We start from the raw sequence: 18,698 nt of genomic DNA on the forward strand, positions 1-18,698 counted from the left end.
GCTCATTCCGCCTCGGTCGACGACGTCTCGGCGGCCGGCGCGTCGACCGCCCCGCCGAACCGCCGGTTGCGTCCGGCATAGTGCTCGATCGCCTGCCACAGGTCGACCCGGCTGAAGTCGGGCCAGAGCCGGTCGAGGAACACCATCTCGGCGTACGCCGACTGCCAGGGCAGGAAGTTCGAGGTGCGCTGCTCCCCCGAGCTGCGGACAAACAGGTCGACGTCGGGCAGCTCGGGCACGTAGAGATGGCGCTGGATGAGCTTCTCCGAGACGGCCGAGGGGCGGATGCGGCCGGCCGCGACATCATCGGCGATCGCGCGCACCGCATCCGTGATCTCGTTGCGGCCACCGTAGTTGACGCACATCGTCAGCGTGAGGGTGCTGTTGTGAGCGGTGAGCCGTTCGGCGAACTGCAGCTCCTTGATCACGCTCGCCCACAGCCGAGGCCGGCGGCCGGCCCAGCGGATGCGCACGCCCCACTCGTTCAGCTGGTCGCGCCGGCGGTGCAGCACGTCGCGGTTGAAGCCCATCAGGAAGCGCACCTCGTCGGGCGAACGCTTCCAGTTCTCGGTGGAGAAGGCGTAGACGCTGACGTGCTTCACGCCGATCTGCACGGCTCCCGCCACCACGTCGAGCAGCGCCGCCTCGCCGGCGCGGTGGCCCTCGATGCGGGTGAGGCCGCGCTGGTTGGCCCAGCGGCCGTTGCCGTCCATCACGATGGCGACGTGCTTCGGCACCGCGGCGGCGGGCACGGCGGGCGGGTACAGGCCCGTCCAGTCGAGGGGGCGGAACGGCTCGGCCTTCGGCGACGTGAACGGAACGGGACTCAACTCGGCTGCACCTTCTTCTCCGGCTTCCCCGGCCCCCGTTCGACGTGCTCGAGCGATCGGAGCCCGCGTTCCAGGTGCCACTGGGTGTACGCCGCAACGATACCGCTCGCGCGTGAGCGCACCGGGCCGTCGGCGGCGTCGGCGGTCGTCCAGTCGCCCGTGAGCAGGGCGGTCAGCAGCTCGAGGGTGCTGGTGTCCAGGCGCGGCGTGCCGGGCGGGGCGACCGACTCGGCCACCACCCCGCCGAGCTGCACCACGAAGGCGGAGTGCGGGCCCGGCTCCCCCGTCACGGCGCAGTCGTGGAAGCTCGGTGCCCAGCCGGCCATGGACAGCGCCCGCAGGAGGTACGAGTCGAGGGTGGCGTTCGGCCCGTGCTCATTGCGGGCGAGCGAGCGGAGGGCACCCACCAGCAGCAGGTACTGCTGCAGCGAGGGCTCCTCTTCCGTGAGCTTGTCGGCGGTCTCGACCATGGCGCTGGCCGCGGTGTAGCTGGCGTAGTCGGCCGTGATCTCGGCGCCGTACGAGCCGATGGTGACGGCCTGGGTGATGGTGTCGAGGGTGCGGCCCTCGTAGAACTGCACGTCGGCGACCATGAACGGCTCGAGCCGGGCGCCGAACTTCGAGGCGGTGCGGCGCACCCCGCGGGCGACGGCCCGCACCTTGCCGTGATGCCGGGTCAGCAGGGTGACGATGCGGTCGGCCTCACCCAGCTTGTGGGTGCGCAGCACCACGGCGTCATCACGGTAAACGGGCACAGCCCATTATCCCGCGCCCGGCCGGATGCCCGGCCAGGCGCGACCGGTGAGGCGACGCCGAGACCCCGCTCGCGCGCCACCCCACCAGCGGATGTCCGCAGAGTTACGCCGAGACGAGCTCCCGCTCGGCATCCCGCACCCGGATCGCCCGGTTGACCGCCGACACGACGGCCTTCAACGACGCGGTCGAGATGTCGGCGTCGATGCCCACGCCCCAGAGGCGGTTGCCGTCGACCTGCAGCTCGACGTACGCCGCGGCCAGGGCGTCGCCCGAGGCGCTGAGGGCGTGCTCGACGTAGTCGTAGAGCTTGATGTCGACGCCCTGCTCGGTCATCACGTTCAGGAACGCGGCGATCGGGCCGTTGCCCGAGGCCGAGGTCTCGATCACGTCCTCGCCGATGCGCAGGGTGACGTCGAGCGCCACCGATCCGCCCAGGTCGCTCGAGGTGCGGGTGCGGTGCAGCTCGAAGCGACCCCACTTCTCTTCCGCGGCCGAGGAGGGCAGGTACTCGTCCTGGAAGACCGCCCAGATCTGCTCGCTCGTGACCTCGCCGCCCTCGGCGTCGGTCTTCGCCTGCACGACGCCCGAGAACTCGATCTGCAGCTTCCGCGGCAGGTCGAGCGCGTGGTCGGTCTTCAGCAGGTAGGCGACGCCGCCCTTGCCCGACTGGGAGTTGACGCGGATGACCGCCTCGTAGGAGCGCCCCAGGTCTTTCGGGTCGATGGGCAGGTAGGGAACGGCCCAGACCAGGTCGTCGACCTCCTTGCCCTGGGAGGCGGCGTCGGCGGCCATGGCCTCGAAGCCCTTCTTGATCGCGTCCTGGTGCGAGCCGCTGAACGCGGTGTAGACCAGATCGCCCGCCCAGGGGCTCCGCTCGTGCACCTTCAGTTGGTTGCAGTACTCGGCCGTGCGGCGCACCTCGTCGAGGTCGCTGAAGTCGATCTGCGGGTCGATGCCCTGGGTGAACAGGTTGATGCCGAGGGCGACCAGGTCGACGTTGCCGGTTCGTTCCCCGTTGCCGAACAGGCAGCCCTCGATGCGGTCGGCGCCGGCCAGGTAGCCGAGCTCCGCGGCGGCCACGGCGGTACCGCGGTCGTTGTGCGGGTGCAGCGAGATGATGACGTTCTCGCGGTGGTTCAGGTGCCGCCCCATCCACTCGATCGAGTCGGCGTAGACGTTCGGGGTCGCCATCTCGACGGTCGAGGGCAGGTTCAGGATGACCTTGCGATCGGGTGTCGGCTCGAAGACCTCGAGCACCTGGTTGCAGATGTCGACGGCGAACTCCAGCTCGGTGCCGGTGTAGCTCTCGGGCGAGTACTCGTAGTAGACCTGCGTCTCGGGCACCAGCCTCTCGAAGGAGCGGCAGAGGCGTGCGCCCTCGAGGGCGATGTCGACGATGCCCTGGCGATCGGTGCGGAACACCACGTCTCGCTGCAGCACGCTGGTGGAGTTGTAGAGGTGCACGATCGCCTGCTTGGCGCCCGCGATCGACTCGTAGGTGCGACGGATCAGGTGCTCGCGCGCCTGGGTCAGCACCTGGATCGTCACGTCGTCGGGGATCGCGTTCTCCTCGATCAGCGAGCGCACGAAGTCGAAGTCGGTCTGCGAGGCGCTCGGGAAGCCGACCTCGATCTCCTTGTAGCCCATGCGCACCAAGAGGTCGAACATGATCCGCTTGCGCTCGGGGCTCATCGGATCGATCAGCGCCTGGTTGCCGTCACGGAGGTCGACCGCGCACCAGCGGGGCGCCACGGTGATGTGCTTCGCGGGCCAGGTGCGGTCGGGCAGCTCGACGGCGAACTGCTCGTGATAGGGCCGGTACTTGTGGATCGGCATGGCCGAAGCGGCCTGATTGTTCTTCATGTCGTGCGTTCCTTCGTCAGAATCTGGTCAGCCATGGGCGAACTCCGCGACGAGGGAGGCCTGATGAACTAGGACTCGTCGCGGCAGCTAAGAAGGAGCAGACCGAACAGCACGCGCCCAGATTAGCACGATCCCCCGCCCCGGCCAGAGGCCGCCCGAACCGCCCCTCTCGTCACATTCGTCATGAACCGGATGCCCGTCCCCCCGTCGCCCTAGCCTCGGAGCACCATGCATCCCCTGTTCGCCCTCCTCCTGCTCTCCGGCCTCGTCGTCGTGACGCTGCTCGCCGGCCTGCTCTGGCGCCGTCGCCAGGGAGCCGCGCACGCCGTCGCCTTTACCGACGCCGTCGACCTGGCCCTGCTCGCCGCGCCCGGCTCCCTCCCCCGTCTCGGCACCCGTGGCACCCTGGTGCAGTTCTCGACGGCCTTCTGCTCCGGATGCCCGGCCACCCGCCGCGTGCTGCACGAGCTTGCGGCGCGGGGCGACGGCATCGCCTACCTCGACGTCGACGTCACCGAGCGGGCCGACCTGGTGCGCCGCTTCGCCATCCTGCAGACTCCGACCACCCTCATCCTCGACCGGCACGGCGTGGTGCGCACGCGCATCGGCGGCTCGGTGCGCCGCTCGGTCGTCGAGGAACGCCTGGAGGCACTCGTATGATCGACCCCCGCTCCCCGCGCTTCGGCGCCGCGATCACCGCCGTGCTGCTCGCGGGCGTCGTGCTGCTGGGGCTCAGTGCGCCGCCGACGGGAGACGCGCTGTCGCGCATCCTGGACCCGGCCTTCGTGCTGCTCGTGGCCGTCAGCCTGCTCTTCCTCTGGGGCGCGGCGGCCGGCGTGCAGCGTCACCCGTACGGGCTGCTGTTCCGGGCGCTGGTGCGGCCGCGCCTCGCACCGCCCGCCGAGCTGGAGGACCCGAAGCCCTCGACCTTCGCCCAGGCCGTCGGCTTCGCGGTGACCTTCGCCGGAGTGCTGCTGGCCGCCGTCGGAGTGCCGTACGCGGTGCCCGCGGCCGCTGCGATCGCCTTCGTCGCCGCGTTCCTGAACGCCGCGGTCGGCTACTGCATCGGCTGCCAGCTGTACCTCGTGCTCGTGCGGCTGCGGCCGGCCCGGCAGGCCGCGGGCGGAGCGTGAGCCCGAGGCCCGGCACGCGCGGGACGGCGCGGGACCCTGGGGGCGCCGCGGGGCCCGCGGTAGGCTGACGGCACCGACACGGGAGGTTGTCCATGGCTGTGACCAGTGAGTCGACGACGGTCTGGCGGGGTGATCTCGCGAGCGGATCGGGCACGACCACGCTCGACAGCTCGGGTGCGGCCAGCCTCGCCGTGAACTGGCGGGCCCGCTCCGAGGGGGCCGAGAGCGTCACCACGCCCGAGGAGCTGCTGGGTGCCGCGCACGCCTCGTGCTTCTCGATGGCCTTCGCCGCCGCGCTCGCCCGCGGCGGGCACGCGCCCGAGTCGCTGCAGACCACCGCGGCGGTCACCTTCGACCCCGCGCACGGCATCACCGGCAGCCACCTCCTGGTCAGCGCCGTCGTGCCCGGCATCGACGAGGCCGACTTCCAGCGCATCGCCGAGGAGGCCAAGACGGGCTGCCCGGTCTCGAAGGCGCTCACGGGCATCCCGATCACCCTCGAAGCGAGCCTCGCGTGAGCGCCGCCCAGACCGTGCTGATCGCCGGGGGCTCCGGCTTCATCGGCACCGAGCTCACCCGTCAGCTGCGCGCGGAGGGCCACACCGTCCTCATCCTGGTGCGCCGGCCCGCGCGCACCCCCACGGAGCGCTCCTGGGACCCGGAGGCCCGCTGGATCCCCTCGGCCGTCGTCGAGGGCGCCGACGCGATCGTCAACCTCTCCGGCGCCTCGATCTCGAAGCTGCCCTGGACCCTGCCCTACAAGCGCGAGATCCTGCAGTCGCGCGTGCTCGCGACCAGCACCCTCGCCGACGCCATCGCCCGGGCCGAGAACCCGCCGTCGGTGTTCATCTCGGGCTCGGCCGTCGGCTTCTACGGCGACCGACCCGGCGAGACGCTCACCGAGGCGTCACCGCTCGGCACCGGGTTCCTGGCCAAGGTGACGGATGCGTGGGAGCGCGCCGCCGCACCGGCCGCCGCGCGCACGCGGCTCGTCACGGCACGAACCGGCCTCGTCGTCGGCAAGGGCGGCGGCGCGCTCAAGCCGTTGACCCTGCTCGCGAAACTCGGACTCGCGGGCCCGGTCGGCAGCGGCGAGCAGATCTGGCCGTGGATCAGCCTCTACGACGAGGCCGCCGCCCTGCGGTATCTCCTGACCTCCGACCTCTCCGGCCCGGTCAACCTCGTGGGCCCGCGCCCGGCGCCGGCCTCCGAGGTCGTCCGCACCCTCGCCGAGGACCTGCACCGCCCCTACTGGCTGCCCGCCCCGGCCTGGGCGCTCAAGGCGGCCCTCGCCGACGCGGGCCGCGACCTGCTGCTCGCCGACCAGGACGTCTCGGCGCAGAAGCTGCTGTTCAACGGCTTCACCTTCCGCGACGGCACGATCGAGGCGGCCCTCAGCCACATCTGACCGCTATGCGACGGCGCAGCGGCGCGGAGCTTCAGCCGGCCTCAGCCCGCCGTTCGGCGCCCTCGAGGCGCACCGCCGAGCGGAGGGCGGCGCGGGCGCGGCGGCGGTCGCCCGAGGCGTCGTAGGCGAGGCCCAGCCGGAACCAGGCGCGCCAGCTCGTCTCGTCCTGCTCGACGGCGTCCTTCCAGCGGGCGAAGTCGGCGTCGGCGGCCTCCCGCTCGGGCCGGCCGCTGGTGCGCTTGGGGAGGTCGTCGGGGGGCAGTTCGCCCTCGCGGTCCATCCGCTCGACGAGCTGCTCGGTGCGCACCCCGAACCAGAGCTCGCGGGCGAGTGCCCAGGCGCCCACGAGCGGCAGGGCGATCAGGGTCACCCCGATGACGACGGCGATCGGCTCCCCGGTGAGAACGAACATCACGGCCCGCTGGCCGACCAGCACGAGGTAGATCGCGAGCACGACCGCCATCACGATCGCGGCGATGCGCCCTTTCACGGGGTCACGGTGGTGGCGGTGGCCGCCTGGCCCGAGACGTTCTCGGGAGCGGCTGGGGGTGCCGGCGAGGCAGGTGCACCGGGCGCAGCCCCGCCCGGCAGCCCCAGGTCGATCAGGCTCTCGAGCCCCACCGTCACCCCGCGCGCCGTCGCCGCCGCCCGCAGGGCCACCAGGATGCCCTGCGTGTACGAGCTCGGCGAGATCGTCTCGTGCGTCAGCGTCAGCACCTCGCCGGTTCCGCCGAAGATCACGTCCTGCTTGGCCACGACCCCCGCGAGCCGCAGGCTGTGCACGGGGATGCTCGCGACCTGCTGCCCCCGCGCCCGCTGGTCGGTGTGCGGCGCGGCGACGGGCCCGCGCGTCGCGCGCGCCGCGGCCATCAGCTCGGCCGTGCGCACGGCGGTGCCCGAGGGCGAGTCGACCTTGCGGGCGGCGTGCGCCTCGACGATCTCGATCGAGTCGTAGAAGCGTGCGGCCATGGTGGCGAACGAGGTGGCGAGAACCGACCCCAGCGAGAAGTTCGGGATGACCACGACCCCGTTCGACGGCTCGTCACCCAGCAGGCGCTTCAGGCCGGTGATCCGTTCGGCCGACCAGCCCGAGGTTCCGACGAGCACGTTCCGCCCGTTCGTCAGGGCGTACTCGACGACCTTCTGGCTCACGCCGGGCACGGTGACGTCGACCACGACGTCGGCGGCCAGCATCTCCGACAGCTCGCTCGACGAGCCGAGCGAGGCCACCAGTTCGAACTCCGGATGCTCGGACACGATCCCCGCGACCAGCCGGCCCAGCTTCCCCGTTGCGCCGACGACGGCCACCTTCACGCTCATCCCTCCAACCTACCGGGAGCCGCCCGGCCCGAGGACGCCCAGCGGCTTGCGGTACCACCTCGTCGCATTGGGATTGTCGTTGTAGGCCTCGGTCGGCACGAAGCCGGTTCGGGCGTACAGCCGGGCCGCCGCCTCCAGCGTGTGGTGCGTGTCGAGCACGAGCTCGGTGGCTCCGAGCGCGACGGCGCTCTGCTCGAGGGCGTCGAGCAGCCGCCCGGCCCAGCCGCGGCCCCGGGTGGACGGGTCGAGCCACACGTGCTTCACCTCGGCGCGCACGGCGCCGCCGTCACGGGCGGGGTCGGGCGCGAGCATCCGGATGCCGCCGCACCCCACCGGAACGCCGGAATCGTCGTCGACGACCAGGAAGACCCCCCGCACGCCGTCGAACTGCGACGGGTCGGGCAGGGTGACCGTGTACCCGCCCGCCTGCGGGAACGCGGCCGCGCGGTAGCCGAAGTAGTCGCGCAGCAGCTGCTGCTCGGCCGGCTGCGACACGTCTCCCGAGCGGATGCGCATCAGTACGGCTGCGGGTCGTTCATGCCGGTGCGCAGCTCGACCGGCAGGTGACCGAGGTCGTTGAAGGCGACGAGCTCGGGCAGTCGCCCGGTCTTCCAGCGCAGGATGGTGAGCCCGGCGTGGGCCGCGTTCAGGCCGGCCCACCGCCATTCGGGAGCATCCATCGCCTCACGCACGAACCAGGCGATCACGAAGTTGTGCGTGATCAGCAGGTCGTGGGTGGAGTCGCGGGAGGGGGTGAAGAACTCGGCCACCGCATCCGCCATCTGGGCGCGGCCCGCCTCGACCTCGTCGTCGGTGACGGAGTTGAAGAAGGGCTCGAAGGTGTGCGGCATCTGCGGCGAGTAGCCCGTGGGCACGCAGTCGAACAGCAGCGCGCTCGGCTGCGGGTCGAGGGCGGGCAGGTGCTCGGACATGATCTGCGCGGTCTGCTCGGCACGCTGCAGGGGCGAGTGCCGCACGGAGTCGAAGGGCACTCCCCCGAGCCGGTCGGCGATCAGCCGCGCCTGACGCTGGCCGCGGGGCGAGAGCGGGCCGTCGGCGACGCCATGCTCGGCGTCGAGCTGCTCGCCGTGCCGCACGAGGTAGAGCGTGTGACCCATCAGGCGCCCACCGTCGCCGCGAACGCGTCGTCGGTGATCGGGCCGACCGCCGCGATGCTGACCGAGCCCTCGAGGATGGTGCCCGCGAGCTGCTGCACGTCGTCGGCCGTCACCTCGGACAGGCGGCGCACGCTCTCGTCGAGGTCGACGAACTCGCCGATCGTCAGCTCGGAGCGGCCGAGGCGGGACATGCGGGTGTCGCTGTCCTCGAGGGCGAGCGCGGCGGAGCCCGAGAGCTGGCCCGAGGCGCGGCGCAGCTCGTCGGCGGTGATGCCGTCGTCGGCCAGGCGGCGGAGCTCGGACAGCATGAGCTCGGTCACCGCGCCCTCACGGCCGGGCGTGCATCCGGCGTACATCAGGAAGATGCCCGCGTCGGAGTAGCTCGGTGCGTAGGAGTAGACCGAGTACGCGAGTCCCCGGCGCTCGCGCACCTCCTGGAACAGGCGGGAGGACATGCCGCCGCCGAAGACCGAGTTGAGCACGGCCATCACGGTGCGCCGGTCGTCGGTTGCGACGAGTCCGGGCAGGCCGACCATGACGCTGGCCTGCTCGGTGGGCTTGGTGACGACAGTGAGCGGATGGCCCACGTCGAGCGCGACGGGCGTCGTCGAGCGGCGCGCACGGGGGGTGGCTGGGCTGTCAAGGTCCCATTCCGAGCGCGCGAGCGAGGCGACGACCCGGGCCACGAGCTCATCGTGGTCCACGGCTCCGGCGGCCGAGACGACGAGGTCGTTCGGGCGGTACGCGGCCTTGAAGTGCTCCCAGACGGCCTCGCGCGTCACCGCGCGGATGGCCTCGGGGGTTCCGCCGACGGGCCGGCCGAGCGGATGCTCGCCCAGCACGGCCTCGAACAGCCGTTCCCCCGCGACGTCCGAGGGGTCGTCCTCCGCCATGGCGAGCTCTTCCAGGATGACGCCGCGCTCGGTCTCGAACTCCACCGGATCCAGCAGCGCGGAGGTCACCATGTCGGAGAGCACGTCGACGGCCATCGGCAGGTCGGCGTCGCGCACCTTGGCGTAGTAGCAGGTGTACTCCTTGCTGGTGACGGCGTTGTGCTCGCCGCCCACGGAGTCGAACGCGATGGCGATGTCGAGCGCCGTGCGGGTCGGCGTGCCCTTGAAGAGCAGGTGCTCGAGGAAGTGGGTGGAGCCGTAGCGCGACGGGGTGGTGCCGACGGCGCCGAGCTCGTCGCGCGAACCGGCGGCGACCCAGTACCCGATGGTCGCGGAGCGCGAGCCCGGGATGTGCTCGGTGAGGATGCGCGCGCCGCTCGGGAGGATCGTTCGCCGCACCAGCCCTTCGGCGGCGGTGCCGATCGAGAGTTCCGGAAGGTCGAGCGGGAGGTTCACGGCGCTGTTCATCCTTGCCACCCTATCCCGCCCTTCCCGTGCGCACCCCGAACGACGGCCCCCTGTGCGCCGGGAGAACGACGGATGCCCGCCCCGGCGAACCGGGACGGGCATTCATGTGGTAGCTGCAGCTGCTATCAGGCCTCGGCGGGGACCTCGACGGGCTCGCCGTCGGCGGTCTCGGAGATCACCGGAGCGAGCGACAGCTTTCCGCGGTCGTCGATCTTCGTGATCTGCACCAGGATCTTCTGGCCGACGCCGAGCACGTCCTCGACGTTCTCGACGCGCTTGCCACCGGCGAGCTTGCGCACCTCGGAGATGTGCAGCAGGCCGTCCTTGCCCGGGAGCAGGGAGACGAACGCACCGAAGGTGGCGAGCTTCACGACGGTGCCGAGGAACTGCTCACCGACCTCGGGGTTCTGCGGGTTCGCGATGGCGTTGACCTGCTGGCGGGCGGCCTCGGCCGAGGGGCCGTCGACGGCGCCGATGTAGACGGTGCCGTCCTCCTCGATGGAGATGTCGGCGCCGGTCTCGTCCTGGATCGCGTTGATCGTCTTGCCCTTCGGGCCGATCAGCTCGCCGATCTTGTCGACGGGGATCTGCACCGAGATGACGCGCGGCGCGGTGGGAGCCAGCTCGTCGGGCTCGTCGATGGCGGCGTTCAGCACGGAGAGGATCGCGTCGCGCGCGGCCTTCGCCTGCTTCAGCGCACCGTCGAGCACGGCGGTGGGGATGCCGTCGAGCTTGGTGTCGAGCTGGATCGCGGTGACGAACTCGCTGGTGCCAGCGACCTTGAAGTCCATGTCGCCGAGCGCGTCTTCGGCGCCGAGGATGTCGGTGAGCGCCGCGTAGCGGGTCTCGCCGTCGACCTCGTCGGAGACGAGGCCCATCGCGATGCCGGCGACGGGTGCGCGCAGCGGCACACCGGCGTTCAGCAGCGACAGGGTCGACGCGCAGACGGAGCCCATCGAGGTGGAGCCGTTGGACCCGAGGGCCTCGGACACCTGACGGATGGCGTAGGGGAACTCCTCGCGCGACGGCAGCACCGGCACGAGGGCGCGCTCGGCCAGGAAGCCGTGCCCGATCTCGCGACGCTTCGGCGAACCCACGCGGCCGGTCTCACCGGTCGAGTAGGGCGGGAAGTTGTAGTGGTGCAGGTAGCGCTTGTGCGTGATCGGCGACAGCGAGTCGATCTGCTGCTCCATCTTCAGCATGTTCAGCGTGGTGACACCCAGGATCTGGGTCTCGCCGCGCTGGAAGATGGCGGAGCCGTGCACGCGCGGGATGACCGCGACCTCGGCGTCGAGCGGGCGGATGTCGGCCAGGCCGCGCCCGTCGATGCGCACGCCGTCGCGGAGGATGCGGCCGCGGACGACCACCTTCGTGACGGACTTGTACGCGGCGGAGACCATCGGGGGCACGTCGCCACCGAGCTCGCCGGCCTCGACCTTGGTCTGGATGGCGGCCTTGACGCGCTCCTTGAGGGCGTCGTCGGCGTTCTGGCGCTCGGTCTTGTCGGCGATCTGGTAGATGCCCACCAGCTCGTCGTAGGCGAGCTCGGCGACCGCGTCGTAGGCCTGCTGGGTGTACGGCAGGAAGATCGGGTATTCCTTGATCTCCTTGGCGGCCTGGTCGGCGAGCGACTTCTGCGCCTCGACGAGCTGCTTGATGAAGGGCTTGGCGGCCTCGAGGCCCTCGGCCACGACGGCCTCGTTCGGCTTGGTGGCGCCGCCCTTGATCAGGTTCCAGCTGTTCTCGGTGGCCTCGGCCTCGACCATCATGATGGCGACGTCGGACGAGCCGTCCTTGTTCTCGACCACGCGGCCGGCGACGACCAGGTCGAACACCGCATCCTGCAGCTGCGAGAACTTGGGGAACGCGACCCACTGGTCGGGCTCGGTGCCGTAGCCCGGCATGAGCGCGAGGCGGATGCCGCCGATCGGGCCCGAGAAGGGCACGCCCGAGATCTGGCTCGACGCGGAGGCCGCGTTGATGGCCAGCGAGTCGTAGAACTCGTCGGGGGCGATGCTCAGCACGGTGATGACGACCTGCACCTCGTTGCGGAGGCCGGTGATGAACGACGGGCGCAGCGGCCGGTCGATCAGACGGCAGACGAGGATCGCCTCGGTGGAGGGGCGGCCCTCACGACGGAAGAACGAGCCGGGGATCTTGCCGGCGGCGTAGCTGCGCTCCTCGACGTCGATCGTCAGCGGGAAGAAGTCGAAGTTGTCTTTGGGGTGCTTGCCGATGCTCGTGGCGCTCAGCAGCATGGTGTCGTCGTCGAGGTAGGCGGCGACGGCTCCCTGGGCCTGCTGCGCGAGGCGGCCGGTCTCGAAGCGGACGGTGCGCTTGCCGTACTTGCCGTTGTCGATGACGGCTTCGGCGAACTTGATCTCAGGACCTTCCAAGAGGTCTTTCTCCTTTGTTTAGCGTCGCAGCCCCGTGTGGGCCACGACTCCTCGCGTCGGAGCAGCCATGCTTTTCACCAGCACCTGCTGTTCACCAGCACAGCTGGTCACCAGTAGAAGGACTCCGGATGCACTCCGGAACGCCACCACCGAGGACCAGCCGCTCGATCATACGAAGATCGGCCTGCTCTCGACCTTGAGAGTCTATCAGTCAGGGCCTGGATCGCAGCGGTGACGCGCTAGAGCACGATCTCGACGCGCCGCGGACGCTCGGCGCCGACGACGGTGACGGGAACGGTCGCCGCCCGCCCGGAGTCCGCCGTGACCGTGCGGAGCGCCTCGTCGACCCGGGCGTCGACGTCGCGCGGCACGAACCCCACCCGGTGCGCGGCCCCGGCGTCGTCGACCAGATCGACGGCGACCCGCAGCTCGCGGCCGAGCCACCGGCTCGCGTCGGGCGTCAGCACGGCCTGCACGGCGCGCGACTTCGCCAGAGCCGCCTCGATCGCGGTCTGCCGCCGCTCGCTCTCGACGACCCGGGTCGTCACCGGCACCTCCCCGAGCCCCGGGAAGGGCACGAGCTCGACGCCGCCCAGGTCGTGCCGCGAGTTCTCGCTGTCGTGCCCCTTCTTGCGCAGCAGCGGCACGATCAGCGCCAGCGCGGCCGCGACGGCGATCGCGAGCAGCAGCACCGAGGCGATGGGGCCGACGACCGGCAGCGAGGGCCGGGCGACGAGGCTGGCGGCCATGGCCGCCACGAGCACGACGGCGAACAGCAGCGCCTCCCAGCGCCAGAGCGGCTTGAATCGGCGACGGGCTTCCATGCCTCTACTCTGCCGTACCGGCGGCCTCGGGTTTCGCGGCGTAGCTCAGCAGCAGGCGGTAGGGCGACTGCGACTCCACGCTCCAGCCGCGCCGGGCGACCACGGCGAGCTCGCCCTCGGTGTAGCTGCGGCGGATCGAGGTGAGCCCGTCCTCCCTGAGGAACGAGTTGCGGAACACCGGCACCGGCAGCGCGGTCAGAAGCCAGTAGGCGGCATACGCCCCCCGGCTGCGGCGGATGTCGCTGTGGATCGCGAGCCCGCGGGTGAGCAGTTCGCAGTCGATCAGCAGGTCCTCGAGCTCCACGGGCGTCAGGTGGTGCAGCACGTGGTTCGAGATGACGAAGTCCCAGCGCTGGGCGACGTCGACGAACTGGGAGCTGTTCGCGCGGGCGAAGCGCACGTCGTCGGGGTTGGGGGCGTCCTGGGCCGCGGCGATCGCCCGCGCATCCGGATCGATGCCGACCACGGTCAGCTGCAGCCCGTCGCGCTTCGCCCAGCGCGCGAGGGCCCGGGCGATGTCGCCGCCGCCGCAGCCGACGTCGAGCAGGGTCGAGGGCTCGGTGGCCGAGAGCAGCGGCTTGATGCGTTCGGTGTAGGTGCCGCGCCAGCCGGCGACGAGCCGGTTCATGGTGCGGAACTGCCGGTAGGTGCGGGCGAGCAGTTCGGGGTCGGCGTCGTCGTGGTCCATCAGCTCGCGCGCGTCGACGGCGCGCTTCCTGAGCGGCCGCGCGCCGGGGGGCTTGCGCTCGAGCCGGGCCATCAGCCCGCCGGCCTCAGGGTGAACAGGCCCGACTCGACGGTGAGCCCCGGGCCGAAGGCCATCGCGCACACCCGCTCGAGCGGGCGCGAGGCGGCGGGGCGCGCATCCATCGTGCCCGTCACGAGCGCCTGGTCGAGGATGCTCTTCAGCACGAACAGCACCGTGGCGCTCGACATGTTGCCGTAGTCGCGCAGCACCTCTCGGGAGGGCGCGAGCTGGGTCGGCGTGAGGCCGAGGGTCTGCTCGACCCGGTCCAGGATGCTCCGCCCACCGGGATGGATCGCCCAGTGCATCGCGGCCTCCGCCCCTGCCGACCCGAGCAGCGGCGACAGGGCGGTGCGGATGTTCTGCTCGATGATCTTGGGCACGTAGCTGGAGAGCACCATCTCGAAGCCGTGGTCGCCGATGGTCCAGGCCATGTCGGCCTCGCCGTCGGGCACGATGGCGCTGGCGAACTCGTCGAGTGCGAGCGTCGGGTAGGCGGAGGCGCCCGTCTCGCGGGCCGTGACGACCGCCGCGGCCGCCCCGTCGGCGAACACGGAGGAGGCCACGATCTGGTCGGGCTCGTTCGAGGACCGAACGTGCAGGGTGCAGAGCTCGACGCAGACGACGAGCACGACGGCTTCGGGGTCGGCCTCGCAGAACGCCTTCGCGATGCGCAGCGCGGGGAAGGCGGCGTAGCAGCCCATGAAGCCCACGTGATGGCGCTGCACCGAGTCGGAGAGCCCCAGTTCGCGCTGCAGCGCCCAGTCGGGGCCGGGTGCGAAGAAGCCGGTGCACGAGGCGGTGACGACGTGGGTGACGTCGGCCGCGGTGATGCCGGGAGCCAGCGCGTCGAGGGCCCGCTTCGCCGCGGTCACCGCGAGCCCGGGTGCCTGCTCGACGTAGATGCGGTTGCGCTCCCCCGTCGACGGCGACGAGAAGGCCTTGGTCTCCGCATCGACGAAGAGCTCGGTGGGGGCCCGGCCGTCGGCGGCGAGCTCGTCCAGCACGGTGTGCCGGGTGCGGATGCCCGACGAGTCGAAGGAGGTGGCGACGAGTCGCTGCCCGAGCCTCGTCAGGCCGGGCTGCGCGGCGAAGAGGTCGCGCACCCGCTCCTGAGCGAGCTTGGTTCGGGGCACGGCCGTCTGGATGGATCGGATGCTCGCGGCCATCTGCTCATCCAAGCACGAACGGCTGGGCCCCGCCCCGGGGTTGCGTCAGCGCGCCGGGAACACCCCGGGCGGCTCGTGTCAGCGCGCCGGGAACATCCCCGACGGGTCGAACGAGGCGTCCAGGGCGAAGGGGTCGACGACCTCCGCGGAGCGGGTCGAGACCGCGACCTGGGCGGCGAGCTCGCGCCCGGCGCGGCGGATGCGGTCGGGCAGCGAGGCGGTTCCGGTGACGTCGGCTCCCCCGCCCCAGTCCTCGCTCGCGGCGAAGACGGCGGTGGGCAGCACGATCGCGCGGAGGTAGGAGAACAGCGGCCGCACGGCGTGGTCGAGCGCCAGCGAGTGGCGCGAGGTGCCACCGGTCGCGGCGATCAGCACGGGCAGCCCGGTGAGGGCGGCGTTGTCGATCACGTCGAAGAACGACTTGAACAGGCCGCTGTAGCTCGCGGTGAAGATCGGGGTCACGGCGATCAGGCCGTCGGCGCGGCTCACGGCGTCGAGGGCGCTCTGCAGCCGGGGGCTGGCGAAGCCGGTGAGCAGGTTGTTCGTGATGTCCTGGGCGAGGTCGCGCAGCTCGATCACCTCGAGGTCGACGGATGCTCCGCGGAGGTCGAGCTCGGCCAGGACTGCCTCGCTCAGGCGGTCGGCGAGCAGCCGGGTGCTCGAGGGCTGGCTGAGGCCGGCGCTGACGACGACGAGCTTCTTCGACATGGCCGGGTTGTTCGACATGTGGGGATCCCTCCGAGAACTTCATGCGTTTGCATGTAACCGTCTCAACGACGAGGGCAGGGATCGTATTCCCGCACGCAGAACGGGCCGCCACCCGAAGGTGACGGCCCGTCCAGAGCGGTACGTGGTCTCGCCCGAAGGGCGAACCCAGGAATCTATCGACGCAGCCCGAGGCGCTCGATGAGCGAACGGTAGCGGTCGATGTCGATGTCCTGCAGGTAGCCGAGCAGTCGACGGCGCTGGCCCACGAGCAGCAGCAGACCACGACGCGAGTGGTGGTCGTGCTTGTGCTCCTTGAGGTGCTCCGTGAGGTCCTTGATGCGGCGGGTCAGCATGGCGACCTGCACTTCAGGGGATCCGGTGTCACCGGGGTGGGTAGCGTACTCGTCGATGATCGCCTTCTTGACGTCTGCTTCGAGTGCCATAGATGGGATCCCCTTTCTCTCGTTGCGCGGTGCCAGTCAGCCTGATGCTGTGGCTCTCTTTGTCCGCGGCCGTTCACACGGCAACCTGAAGAGCTTACCAGAAACACGCCCGTAACACTTCGCTGTCCAGTTCGCCCCCGAGTCGGGAACACAGGATAGTAGAGGTGCGTTGCAGAACACGGAACGGACGGATCGACATGACAGACACCCTGGGCACAGCCCCCCTCAGCACCGCGACCCTGCCGGTGCTCGACCTCAGCCGGCTGAACGGCGACGCCACGGACGCGGAGGCCTTCCGCCTCGAGCTCCGCGAGGCCACGCACGACTACGGCTTCTTCTACCTCGTCGGGCACGGCGTGCCGCACGAGCTGATCGAGCGCGTGATGGCGACGGCCAGGCGCTTCTTCGCCCTCCCCGAGGCCGACAAGCTCGCGATCGAGAACCTGAACAGCCCGCACTTCCGCGGCTACACCCGCGTGGGCGGCGAGCTCACGCAGGGCAAGGTCGACTGGCGCGAGCAGATCGACATCGGCGTGGAGCGCGAGCCCGTGCCGGTCTCCGACGAGACCCCCGACTACATGCGCCTCGACGGCCCCAACCAGTGGCCGGCGGCTCTGCCCGAGCTGCAGGAGGTCGTCGGCGAGTGGTACGAGGAGCTCAACCGCGTGAGCCTCACGCTGCTGCGCGCCTGGGCCGTGTCGCTCGGGGCCGAGGAGGACGTCTTCGACGCCGCCTTCGCCGAGCGCCCCTCCACCCTGATCAAGATCGTGCGCTACCCCGGCAAGAGCGACCCCGAGCCCAAGCAGGGCGTCGGCGCCCACAAGGACTCGGGCGTGCTCACGCTGCTGCTCGTCGAGCCCGGCAAGGGCGGCCTGCAGGTCGAGAAGGACGGCGCGTGGATCGACGCTCCTCCGATCGACGACGCCTTCGTGGTGAACATCGGCGAGCTGCTCGAGGTCGCCACCAACGGCTACCTCAAGGCCACCGTGCACCGTGTGATCTCGCCGCGCATCGGTGACGACCGCGTCTCCATCCCCTTCTTCTACAGCCCGGCGCTCGACGCCACCATCCCGGTGCTACCGCTGCCCGAGGAGCTGAAGGCCGAGGCCAAGGGCATCACGGTCGACCCGCGCAACCCGATCTTCACCACCTACGGCGAGAACGCCCTGAAGAGCCGCCTGCGCGCGCACCCCGACGTGGCCGCGAAGCACCACGCCGACCTCGTGGAGAAGAACGCGGCCGCCGCCGCGCAGAACACCCAGGAGTGAGCGACCCCCGCCCGAGCGGCGGCGGACCGGCCGGAGACGATCTCGTCCCGCAGCCGGCCCGCCGCCGTTCGGCGTTCGTCGACATCACGCCGCTCAGGGCGAGCCCCGCCTTCGCCCGCCTCTGGGCCGGCCAGGCGATCTCGGGCATCGGCAGCCAGATGACGGTCGTGGCGGTGGGCCTCGACGTCTACCGGCTCACCTCCTCGACCCTCGCCGTCGCCGGGGTGGCCCTCTTCGCCCTCGTGCCCATGATCGTCGCGGGCCTGTACGGCGGGATGCTCGCCGACGCCTTCGACCGCCGCCGCGTCGCCCTGCTCGCCGCGGTGATCGCCTGGGTATCGACGGCGCTCCTCGCCGTGCTCGCTTGGACGGGTGCCGACAGCGTCGGCGCCCTCTACGCCCTGGCCACCGTGAACGCCGTCTCGGCGACGGTGGTGCAGACCACGCGTTCGGCGATCTTCCCGCGCATCCTGCCCCGGGAGCTGCTGCCCGCCGCAGCCGCCCTCAGCGGCATCACCACCGGTGTGATGGTCACCGTCGGTCCGGCCCTCGCCGGTGTGCTGGTGGCGTCGGTCGGCTTCGGCTGGACCTACTCCGTCGAAGTCGTGCTCTTCGTCGCGGCGTTCCTCGGCATCGCGAGCCTGCCGCGCATCCTGCCCGAGGGCGAGGTGCACCGGCCGGGGCTCGCGTCGCTGCGTCACGGCTTCGCCTTCCTCAGGCGCGCGCCGAACATCCGCGCCTCGTTCCTGATCGACATCGCGGCGATGACCTTCGGCCAGCCGCGCGTGCTCTTCCCGGCCGTCGGCGTGCTCGTGCTCGGCGGCGGCCCCGTCACGGTCGGCGTGCTGACGGCGGCCTTCGCGATCGGCTCGCTGCTCGCGAGCGTGTTCTCGGGCCGGCTCGGCCAGGTGCGCTGGCAGGGCCGCGCGATCGCTCGCGCCGTGCAGTCCTACGGTGTCTTCACGGCGCTCTTCGGCGTGGTGCTGCTCGTCGCGTCGGTCACGGGCGGCGCGGTCGGCCAGAGCTGGGACGCGGTCGACCTGACCGGCCTCGCGCTCGCCTCACTCGCCCTGATGGGCGCCGGGGTGAGCGACGAGATCAGCGCGATCTTCCGCTCGACCATGCTGCAGACGGCCGTGCCCGACAACATGCGGGGCCGCCTGCAGGGCGTGTTCACCGTGGTGGTCACGGGCGGCCCGCGCATCGGCGACCTCTACGTGGGCGCCCTCTCGGTGGTCGCGGCGCTCTGGCTGCCGCCGCTCGTGGGCGGCCTCGCGATCGTGGTGGCGGCCGGCGTCATCCTGCGCTTCGTGCACAGCTTCCGCGCGTACGACGCGCACGACCCGAAGCCGTAGC

20 protein-coding genes are annotated in these 18,698 nt (G+C 71.2%); 6 read left to right on the forward strand and 14 right to left on the reverse strand.

The features are described 5' to 3' along the window. Positions 1-2: 2 nt before the first annotated feature. From HQQ85_RS03770 to leuA, 3 genes are all read right to left on the reverse strand, one after another. Positions 3-830 carry an isoprenyl transferase gene (locus HQQ85_RS03770; protein WP_173181145.1) on the reverse strand — a complete coding sequence of 276 codons (828 nt, stop codon included), beginning with the start codon at positions 828-830 and terminating at the stop codon, positions 3-5. Next, the gene (gene recO, locus HQQ85_RS03775; RefSeq protein WP_173181146.1) at positions 827-1,585 is read right to left on the reverse strand and encodes a DNA repair protein RecO; all 759 of its coding nucleotides are present in this window, start codon (positions 1,583-1,585) and stop codon (positions 827-829) included. The genes HQQ85_RS03770 and recO overlap by 4 nt, the downstream gene beginning before the upstream one ends. 103 nt (positions 1,586-1,688) lie before the next feature. Continuing rightward, positions 1,689-3,449, reverse strand: coding sequence for a 2-isopropylmalate synthase (leuA, locus tag HQQ85_RS03780; RefSeq protein ID WP_173181147.1), 1,761 nt, complete (start codon positions 3,447-3,449; stop codon positions 1,689-1,691). A 228-nt stretch (positions 3,450-3,677) separates the two neighbouring features. Between leuA and HQQ85_RS03785 the strand changes: the two genes are divergently transcribed. From HQQ85_RS03785 to HQQ85_RS03800, 4 genes are all read left to right on the forward strand, one after another. After that, positions 3,678-4,109 carry a thioredoxin family protein gene (locus HQQ85_RS03785; protein WP_173181148.1) on the forward strand — a complete coding sequence of 144 codons (432 nt, stop codon included), beginning with the start codon at positions 3,678-3,680 and terminating at the stop codon, positions 4,107-4,109. Beyond that, positions 4,106-4,582, forward strand: a complete 477-nt coding sequence (locus HQQ85_RS03790; protein WP_173181149.1) for a DUF4395 domain-containing protein — start codon at positions 4,106-4,108, stop codon at positions 4,580-4,582. Before HQQ85_RS03785 ends, HQQ85_RS03790 begins: the two co-directional genes overlap by 4 nt. A gap of 92 nt (positions 4,583-4,674) precedes the next feature. After that, complete coding sequence (locus HQQ85_RS03795; RefSeq protein ID WP_173181150.1) at positions 4,675-5,100, forward strand: OsmC family peroxiredoxin; 426 nt, start codon at positions 4,675-4,677, stop codon at positions 5,098-5,100. Beyond that, entirely contained in the window at positions 5,097-5,990 is an 894-nt protein-coding gene (locus HQQ85_RS03800) for a TIGR01777 family oxidoreductase (RefSeq protein WP_173181151.1), read from the forward strand. The genes HQQ85_RS03795 and HQQ85_RS03800 overlap by 4 nt, the downstream gene beginning before the upstream one ends. Before the next feature lie 31 nt (positions 5,991-6,021). On the opposite strand, the gene HQQ85_RS03805 is transcribed toward HQQ85_RS03800, so the two are convergent. The 11 genes from HQQ85_RS03805 to rpsO all read right to left on the reverse strand — a co-directional run bounded on the left by HQQ85_RS03805 (position 6,022) and on the right by rpsO (position 16,074). Next, positions 6,022-6,480, reverse strand: coding sequence for a hypothetical protein (locus HQQ85_RS03805; RefSeq protein ID WP_371741748.1), 459 nt, complete (start codon positions 6,478-6,480; stop codon positions 6,022-6,024). Beyond that, a complete protein-coding gene (dapB, locus tag HQQ85_RS03810) occupies positions 6,477-7,310 on the reverse strand; it encodes a 4-hydroxy-tetrahydrodipicolinate reductase (protein ID WP_173181152.1) in 834 nt (277 codons plus the stop codon). The genes HQQ85_RS03805 and dapB overlap by 4 nt, the downstream gene beginning before the upstream one ends. Before the next feature lie 9 nt (positions 7,311-7,319). Then, positions 7,320-7,826, reverse strand: a complete 507-nt coding sequence (locus HQQ85_RS03815) for a GNAT family N-acetyltransferase (RefSeq protein ID WP_173181153.1) — start codon at positions 7,824-7,826, stop codon at positions 7,320-7,322. Further along, positions 7,826-8,428: a histidine phosphatase family protein gene (locus HQQ85_RS03820; protein WP_173181154.1), complete on the reverse strand. Its 603-nt coding sequence runs from the start codon at positions 8,426-8,428 to the stop codon at positions 7,826-7,828. The genes HQQ85_RS03815 and HQQ85_RS03820 overlap by 1 nt, the downstream gene beginning before the upstream one ends. Continuing rightward, positions 8,428-9,789, reverse strand: coding sequence for a pitrilysin family protein (locus tag HQQ85_RS03825; RefSeq protein WP_173181155.1), 1,362 nt, complete (start codon positions 9,787-9,789; stop codon positions 8,428-8,430). Before HQQ85_RS03825 ends, HQQ85_RS03820 begins: the two co-directional genes overlap by 1 nt. A gap of 125 nt (positions 9,790-9,914) precedes the next feature. After that, the gene (locus HQQ85_RS03830) at positions 9,915-12,185 is read right to left on the reverse strand and encodes a polyribonucleotide nucleotidyltransferase (protein ID WP_173181156.1); all 2,271 of its coding nucleotides are present in this window, start codon (positions 12,183-12,185) and stop codon (positions 9,915-9,917) included. A gap of 239 nt (positions 12,186-12,424) precedes the next feature. Then, positions 12,425-13,009 carry a hypothetical protein gene (locus HQQ85_RS03835; RefSeq protein ID WP_173181157.1) on the reverse strand — a complete coding sequence of 195 codons (585 nt, stop codon included), beginning with the start codon at positions 13,007-13,009 and terminating at the stop codon, positions 12,425-12,427. 4 nt (positions 13,010-13,013) lie between these two features. After that, the gene (locus HQQ85_RS03840; RefSeq protein WP_173181158.1) at positions 13,014-13,769 is read right to left on the reverse strand and encodes a methyltransferase domain-containing protein; all 756 of its coding nucleotides are present in this window, start codon (positions 13,767-13,769) and stop codon (positions 13,014-13,016) included. Further along, positions 13,769-14,923, reverse strand: a complete 1,155-nt coding sequence (locus HQQ85_RS03845; protein ID WP_173181159.1) for a type III polyketide synthase — start codon at positions 14,921-14,923, stop codon at positions 13,769-13,771. The genes HQQ85_RS03840 and HQQ85_RS03845 overlap by 1 nt, the downstream gene beginning before the upstream one ends. A gap of 78 nt (positions 14,924-15,001) precedes the next feature. Continuing rightward, on the reverse strand, positions 15,002-15,649 hold the full coding sequence (locus HQQ85_RS03850; RefSeq protein WP_254069097.1) for an FMN reductase: 648 nt from the start codon (positions 15,647-15,649) through the stop codon (positions 15,002-15,004). 155 nt (positions 15,650-15,804) lie between these two features. Continuing rightward, the gene (rpsO, locus tag HQQ85_RS03855) at positions 15,805-16,074 is read right to left on the reverse strand and encodes a 30S ribosomal protein S15 (RefSeq protein ID WP_173181160.1); all 270 of its coding nucleotides are present in this window, start codon (positions 16,072-16,074) and stop codon (positions 15,805-15,807) included. Positions 16,075-16,271: 197 nt separating this feature from the next. Here rpsO and HQQ85_RS03860 point away from each other — a divergent pair, with 197 nt between their 5' ends. Together HQQ85_RS03860 and HQQ85_RS03865 are read left to right on the forward strand one after the other, a co-directional pair. Continuing rightward, positions 16,272-17,342, forward strand: a complete 1,071-nt coding sequence (locus HQQ85_RS03860; protein ID WP_173181161.1) for an isopenicillin N synthase family oxygenase — start codon at positions 16,272-16,274, stop codon at positions 17,340-17,342. Then, positions 17,339-18,697 (forward strand): MFS transporter, encoded by a 1,359-nt coding sequence (locus tag HQQ85_RS03865; RefSeq protein WP_173181162.1) that lies wholly within the window; start codon positions 17,339-17,341, stop codon positions 18,695-18,697. Before HQQ85_RS03860 ends, HQQ85_RS03865 begins: the two co-directional genes overlap by 4 nt. Position 18,698: the final 1 nt, after the last annotated feature.

The sequence above is a fragment of the Herbiconiux sp. VKM Ac-2851 genome, assembly GCF_013205105.1.
In the GTDB taxonomy this organism is placed as follows: domain Bacteria; phylum Actinomycetota; class Actinomycetes; order Actinomycetales; family Microbacteriaceae; genus Herbiconiux; species Herbiconiux flava.